6 protein-coding genes are annotated in these 5,259 nt (G+C 58.3%); 3 read left to right on the top strand and 3 right to left on the bottom strand.

Features of this window, described 5'->3' with window-relative positions; translation table 11 throughout:
• Nucleotides 1-29: 29 nt before the first annotated feature.
• The 3 genes from QZL67_RS00190 to QZL67_RS00180 form a co-directional block, all read right to left on the bottom strand.
• Nucleotides 30-635 (bottom strand): hypothetical protein, encoded by a 606-nt coding sequence (locus QZL67_RS00190; RefSeq protein ID WP_022288773.1) that lies wholly within the window; start codon nt 633-635, stop codon nt 30-32.
• Nucleotides 620-1,135: an NAD(P)H-dependent oxidoreductase gene (locus QZL67_RS00185; RefSeq protein ID WP_292919564.1), complete on the bottom strand. Its 516-nt coding sequence runs from the start codon at nt 1,133-1,135 to the stop codon at nt 620-622. Before QZL67_RS00185 ends, QZL67_RS00190 begins: the two co-directional genes overlap by 16 nt.
• Before the next feature lie 375 nt (nt 1,136-1,510).
• Nucleotides 1,511-2,443: an AraC family transcriptional regulator gene (locus tag QZL67_RS00180; protein ID WP_292919562.1), complete on the bottom strand. Its 933-nt coding sequence runs from the start codon at nt 2,441-2,443 to the stop codon at nt 1,511-1,513.
• Between the two features lie 159 nt (nt 2,444-2,602).
• On the opposite strand from QZL67_RS00180, the gene QZL67_RS00175 reads away from it, so the two are divergent.
• From QZL67_RS00175 to QZL67_RS00165, 3 genes are all read left to right on the top strand, one after another.
• Nucleotides 2,603-3,748, top strand: coding sequence for a Gfo/Idh/MocA family protein (locus QZL67_RS00175; protein ID WP_022288770.1), 1,146 nt, complete (start codon nt 2,603-2,605; stop codon nt 3,746-3,748).
• Between the two features lie 15 nt (nt 3,749-3,763).
• Nucleotides 3,764-4,762 carry a sugar phosphate isomerase/epimerase gene (locus QZL67_RS00170; protein WP_022288769.1) on the top strand — a complete coding sequence of 333 codons (999 nt, stop codon included), beginning with the start codon at nt 3,764-3,766 and terminating at the stop codon, nt 4,760-4,762.
• 32 nt (nt 4,763-4,794) lie between these two features.
• Nucleotides 4,795-5,259 (top strand): SDR family NAD(P)-dependent oxidoreductase (locus QZL67_RS00165; RefSeq protein ID WP_292919560.1); only part of this gene is annotated, 465 nt, incomplete at its 3' end.

Here is a 5,259-nt window from a genome sequence, read left to right as displayed (position 1 = left end):
TTCCGAAAAGTCACAGCCAAGGAAAAAGCCTATGATTCGATTTTCATGGTCTCCATCTGTTCCTTGGTAACACCGTGCTTCCTGCCGTAATTTTTCCAGTACGTCTCCGCCGCCGCGGCAAACATCTTTTTCGGCAGCGGCATGGTGACCTGCAAGGTCTCATACTCTCCCCGGGCAACCACATCCGCAAAGCGCCTGATTTTCCTTGCCGCCAGAAAGCGGAACGGAGAGTCCAAAATCGCCTCGCCGCTGCCGATCTTCAAAACGGCCCCAAAGGGATATTGATTCTGCCGGCAAAACAGCCGCATCATCTCGATGGCCACATCATTTTGCTGCGGCTCCAGAAAGCCGCAGTTGATGAGGACCGAAACCACCGGCTTCTTTTCCGGCGGCTGTACCTCCAGCGCTTTCAAAAAATTCAGCAGGGAGACCGGGATGGCATCCGCATACAGTGGAAACACGAAGAGCAGTTTGGAATATTCGCCCACCTTGCCGCAAAGCGCCTGATGACTGGTTTTGGTAATGTCACAGTATTCTGTGGTCCCCGGATAGTACGCGGAAACCATCTGTGCATAGTGCTTGGAGTGGGAGCGCGGTGCTCTGGGGCTTCCATTCAAAATCAGCAGATCCCCCATGTTTTCAACTCCCTCCTCACAAAATCATCCACCTGGTCCTCCCGGCAGAAGTCGACCCGGTAGGTGCGAAAACTCATGTTGTGCGCATTTCTGGCGACAAGCCGCCGGAAGATTGCCTGCTCCTCTTCCCCCGAATCGCCGTACGCCAGAATGTATGCATCTTTAGGCACTACGCTGCGCTGGACATGATGGGTCTCTCCATGCAGGACGCGGATAAACGCCTGCTGCACCGGGATCGCCCGCTCCAGCATGGTCTTCATGACGGTGTCGTATCCGCCGTACCGGATGCGGCTCACGTACAGTACCGCCTCGCTTTTTGCAATCACGGGATAGACGTTCACGGCATCATCCCGGATGACACACCGCCCCGGCGTCTTAGTCCAGCATCCAAAGCATCCCATGCACCCCGCAATCTTCAGCTGGGACAGATTGATCCAGGTCACATCGGTATGGTCGGGGAGTTCAACTCCAAGGGGGCAATCACTCAGTATCAGCTTCATGGCCGTTTTACACTCCGTTTTCAATCTCTGCTCCTATTATTCCGCAAAAGGACCTCCATAAGCAGTCCGCTTGAGAAACTTTTCAAACGTTCCCTCCCCTGCTGTTAAAATACTGGGTTCGGATATAAACCGTTTCGCCGTCAGCAGTGGGGGCCGCCGCAGTTTTCTTAAAATCCGCAAACGCTCCGCATTTTAAAACCGGCGATTCCTTTCGTTACATTTTTTGATTTTTCTTTCATTTTATATAACTGTATACTATCTTTTCGCTTCATCAAAAGATGTTGCAAAAGCACCTGATCCAAGTATTTCCCGCACATCACGGGCAGCTCCATGCCAAAGGACCGCTGCCGAACCGTTCCGGCTGCATATCCGCTGTCAGGGTGACGCCAGCAGCCGCCGGACGATTTCCAAACTCTCCCTGTCGCTGAGAAACTCTTGGGAGGTGAACACCGAGGCGGCAGGCTGTTCCCCGATCTGCCGGGGAGCCTGCTTCCGGTACTCCTTCGGGGAGGCTCCATACTGCTTTTCAAACGCTCGCTGGAAATACTTGGGGCTGGAAAACCCGCAGGAAATACTGATGTCCAGCAAAGACCGGTCGGTCAGCAGCAACTCCCTCCGGGCCTTTTCACACCGGAGTTTGGCCAGATACTCCTGAAAGGAGAGGCCGAAGTGCTCCCGGAAGAAGTGGGAGAGGTAATACAGATCGATTCCCAGTTCTTTGGCAAGGTCTCCCAGCAGCAGCTTCTCGCAAAAGCCCCCCTCAATCCGCTCCGCCAGATAGCGCACCCGCTCTTGGCGGACCCGTTGGGCCGGGCGCTCCGCTTCGCTGACCACCGTAAAGGCGGACACATCCAAAAGCAGCCGGAACAGCGCATTGATGCACCGGGCACAGTCCAGTTCATAAAACGGGGTCTTTTCGCAATAGCTGGCCGTCGTCTTCAAAATCTCCCGATAGATTTCCTGATGGCGGGGAGATTCCGCCCGGTGAAAAATCTCCGTACCAAAGCGGACGGACTCCATCTGCGGAAAATACCCGCTGAAAAAGGCGGGGGAGATCTGAATGGAGAGGATCAAAACCGTCCCCGTCTCCGCCCGGAGCTCATGGGGCTGATAGGGGTCAAAGACAAAGAAGTCCCCCTCATCCGCGTGGTACTCCCGCCCCTGGGAGAGGATCTCCACCGTGCCCTCCAAAATCAGATTCACCTCAAATTCCCGATGGAGATGGGGCGTTCTGTACAAAATCCGCACCAAAAACAGGTGAAATCCACGAATGTAGTTGTGAGAAATCAGTTCATACTCATATTTCATACGCCCAGCATACCCCAAAACCGCAAACTTGTCATCTTTTTTCTGCAACATTGTGGCGGCGGTCCCGGCAGGGCGATGCTAAAATGAGGGCAGAGAACGCGGAACGGGCCCCAGGTCTGTTTCCGCACAGATCGGGAACTCAGAAAGGAGCATATGAGCATGAAAAAGGTTCTGCGCTATGGAATGGTGGGCGGCGGCCCCGGTTCCTTCATCGGCGATGCCCACCGGCGGGCCATTGCCCTGGACAGCACGGCGGAATTGGTGGCCGGTGTCTTTTCCTCTCATCCTGAAAAGTCCCGTCAGACGGCAGAGGAGCTGGGAGTGGACCCCTCCCGGTGCTACGCCGATTACCGGGAAATGGCGGAACGGGAATCCGCCCGTCCCGACGGCATCGACTTTGTGGTGGTGGTGACGCCCAATATCTCCCACTATGAGATCTGCAAGGCATTTTTGAATGCGGGCATCCATGTCTCCTGCGACAAGCCCGCCACCGTCACCTACGCCCAGGCCGCAGAGCTGGAGCAGCTGGCAGTGGAGAAGGACCGGCTGTTTATGGTGACCTATACTTACACCGGCCACGTCACCACCAAATACGCACGGGATCTGGTGACCTCCGGCGCCATCGGTGAGGTCCGGGCCGTGATGGCGGAATATCCCCAGGGGTGGCTGGCCCACGAGGACGACCACGGCGGCAAACAGGGCGAGTGGCGCTGCGACCCCGCCCGCTCCGGCGGCGTGAACTGCCTGGGCGATCTGGGTACCCACGTGGAGAACATTGTGGCGGACGTGACCGGGCTGAAGATCCGCCGGGTCCTGGCCAAGATGGATGTGATCGTTCCCGGCCGGGTTCTGGATGACAACGACTCCGTGCTGGTGGAATATGAAAACGGCGCCTCCGGCATTTACTGGACCAGTCAGGTGGCCATCGGCGCGGACAACAGTCTGCGGCTGCGGGTCTACGGCAGCAAGGGCACCATTCTCTGGTTCCAGGAAACGCCGGAGAAGATCACCGTCATCGACAACGACGGCACCATCCGGGAGATTCACCGGGGCTACGGTGCCGTGACGGAAAAGGCCGCCCGGTACGGCCGCCTCCCCGCCGGCCACACCGAGGGCTGGCTGGAGGCCATGGGCAACCTCTACCGCAGCTTTGCCCAGTGTGTCGCCGCCAAGGCCGGCGGCACTTTCACCCCCGACATGATCGACTACCCCACCATCTCCGACGGTGCCGACGGCCTGGCCTTTGTGGAGGCCTGCCTGGAGAGCAACCGTCAGGGCAACGTGTGGGTCCCCATCAAGCGATAAGAAAGGAGTATCATCATGGCAAGACCGGTCACTTTATTTACCATTCAGTGGGGCGATCTCTCCCTGGAGGAGATCTGCGCCCTGGCGCAGAAAATGGGCTATGAGGGTCTCGAGCTCTCCGCCGCCCATCTGGACATGAAGCGGGCCGCTTCCGACCAGACCTATGTCCAGCAGGTCAAGGACACACTGGCAAAATACGGCCTTGGCTGCTGGTCCATCAGCAATCACCTGGCGGGCCAGTGCGTGTGCGACACCCTCCCCGGCGCCTACGACGCCCGGCTGGACGGCTTCGCCCCCGCCCAGTACGCCGGCAATCCTGAGGCCATCCAAGCCTGGGCCGTGCAGGAGATGAAAGACACCGCTCAGGCGGCCAAGGCCATGGGCGTGGACACGGTGACATTCTTCATGGGCTCTCCCATCTGGAAATTCTGGTACTCCTTCCCCCAGACCTCTGAGGAACAGGTGGAAGCCGGGTATCAGCAGGTCAAGGAGCTGTGGAGCCCCATCATGGACGAGTTTGACCGCTGCGGCGTAAAGCTGGCTCTGGAGATCCATCCCACGGAGATTGCCTTTGACTACTGGAGCACCAAAAAGCTGCTGGACGTCTTTGACCGGCGGCCCACCCTGGGCATCAACTTCGATCCCTCTCATCTGGTCTGGCAGGGCCTGGACCCCCAGACGTTCCTGCTGGACTTCTCCGACCGGATCTATCACGTCCACATCAAGGACGTCAAGCTCAACCTTAATGGCCGCAACGGCATCCTGGGCTCCCACATCACCTTCGGCGACCAGCGCCGGGGCTGGAACTTCGTCTCCCCCGGCCACGGCGATGTGGACTTCGACAACATCATCCGGGCCCTCAACCAGATCGGCTACACCGGCCCGCTGTCCATCGAGTGGGAGGACAGCGGCATGGAGCGGGTCTTCGGCGGCACCGAGGCCTGCGCCTTCACCAAGAAGATCAACTTCTCAGCCTCGGATGTAGCCTTTGACAGCGCCATCAAAAATCAGTGACCCGTCAGGCGGGCAGACAGGAGGAGTGTTCCATGATTCCCATTGAAGAAGAAATGCGGGGCAAGGTGGCCGTCATCACCGGCGCCAACACCGGCATCGGCCTGGGCTGTGCCAAGGTGTTCAGCGAGGCGGGCATGAACGTCGTTCTGGCCGCACGGCGCAAGGAAAAGGGAGAGGCCGCCGCCGCGGAGCTCAACGCCGCCGGAAAGGGTGAGTGCACCTTCTTTCAGTGCGATGTATCCGACCCCGATCAGGTAAAGGCTCTCATCGACTTTGCCGTGGAGAAATACGGCCGTCTGGACACCATGGTCAACAACGCCGGCTACAACCCCATCCACATGGACGCCTGCGACATGAGCATCGAGAGTTATCAGCGGGTGCTGGCCACCAACCTGATGGGCGAGTTCTACGGCTGCAAGTTCGCCATCCCCCATCTGCGCAAAACCAAGGGCTCCATCATCAACATGTCCAGTATCCTCTCCAAGGTGGGGCAGGAG

This window comes from Oscillibacter sp. CAG:155, assembly GCA_000436875.1.
Taxonomy (GTDB): Bacteria; Bacillota; Clostridia; order Oscillospirales; family Oscillospiraceae; genus Oscillibacter.
This window is presented reverse-complemented; position numbering and strand designations above follow the sequence as displayed.

Coding starts and splice junctions, on each gene's coding strand:
- QZL67_RS00190 (WP_022288773.1), bottom strand. CDS start 635: ATGGGGGATCTGCTGATTTTGAATGGAAGCCCCAGAGCACCGCGCTCC.
- QZL67_RS00185 (WP_292919564.1), bottom strand. CDS start 1,135: ATGAAGCTGATACTGAGTGATTGCCCCCTTGGAGTTGAACTCCCCGAC.
- QZL67_RS00180 (WP_292919562.1), bottom strand. CDS start 2,443: ATGAAATATGAGTATGAACTGATTTCTCACAACTACATTCGTGGATTT.
- QZL67_RS00175 (WP_022288770.1), top strand. CDS start 2,603: ATGAAAAAGGTTCTGCGCTATGGAATGGTGGGCGGCGGCCCCGGTTCC.
- QZL67_RS00170 (WP_022288769.1), top strand. CDS start 3,764: ATGGCAAGACCGGTCACTTTATTTACCATTCAGTGGGGCGATCTCTCC.